Below are 905 nucleotides of genomic sequence, written 5' to 3'. Positions count from 1 at the left end.
TGATCTGGCTGATCCAGGGCGCGGCAGCGCGGGCATCGCCCTGGTCGATCATCCATGCCGCCTTGAGGCAGAGCAGTCTCGCCATCTCGATCTCCATGCGGCATTCCGCGATGATGTCGAAATTGGCGCCGAGTTTCGCCAGGGGCTGTCCGAAGGCCTCGCGGCGCACCGAGCGCTGGCACAGCATCTCCAGCGCCATCTCGGCCTGGCCGATGGCGCGCATGCAGTGATGGATGCGGCCCGGTCCCAGCCGCCCCTGTGCGATCTCGAAACCCCTGCCCTCGCCGAGGATCAGGTTCGACGCCGGCACGAGCACATTGTCGAACCTGAGATGCATGTGGCCGTGCGGCGCATCGTCGTCGCCATAGACCTGCATGGCCCGCAGCTTGGTCACGCCCTTCGCATCGGAAGGCACCAGGATCATCGAATGTTGGCGATGCCGAGGGTCATCGCCGGAACCTGTCCTGACCATGACGATATAGATGGCGCAGCGCGGATCGCCGGCGCCGGACGCCCACCATTTCTCGCCGTTTAGCACATAATCGTCGCCGCGCCGCTCGCAGCGCATCGAAATGTTGGTGGCGTCGGACGAGGCGACGTCCGGCTCGGTCATCAGATAGGCCGAGCGGATCCTGCCGTCGAGCAGCGGCTCCAGCCATTGTTGCTTGTGCTCCGCCGAGCCGTAGCGCTCCAGCACTTCCATATTGCCGGTGTCGGGCGCCGAGCAGTTGAAGGTCTCGGCTCCGAGATGCGCCTTGCCCATCTCCTCCGCCAGATAGGCGTATTCGACCGTGGAGAGACCATAACCGCACTCGGAGCCGGTCAGCCAGAAGTTCCACAGCCCGCGTTCACGCGCGGTCTTCTTCAGGCCTTCGAGGATTTCGGTCTGCCGCCCCGTGTAGATC

The 905-nt window shown here is 64.6% G+C and carries 1 protein-coding gene; it reads right to left on the bottom strand.

The features are described 5' to 3' along the window. The coding region (locus EN742_RS36235) for an acyl-CoA dehydrogenase family protein (protein WP_128333949.1) at positions 1–905 on the bottom strand (905 nt) is incomplete at both ends.

Origin of the sequence: Mesorhizobium sp. M4A.F.Ca.ET.020.02.1.1 (assembly GCF_004022645.1) — a bacterium.
Classification (GTDB): Bacteria; Pseudomonadota; Alphaproteobacteria; order Rhizobiales; family Rhizobiaceae; genus Mesorhizobium.
This window is presented reverse-complemented; position numbering and strand designations above follow the sequence as displayed.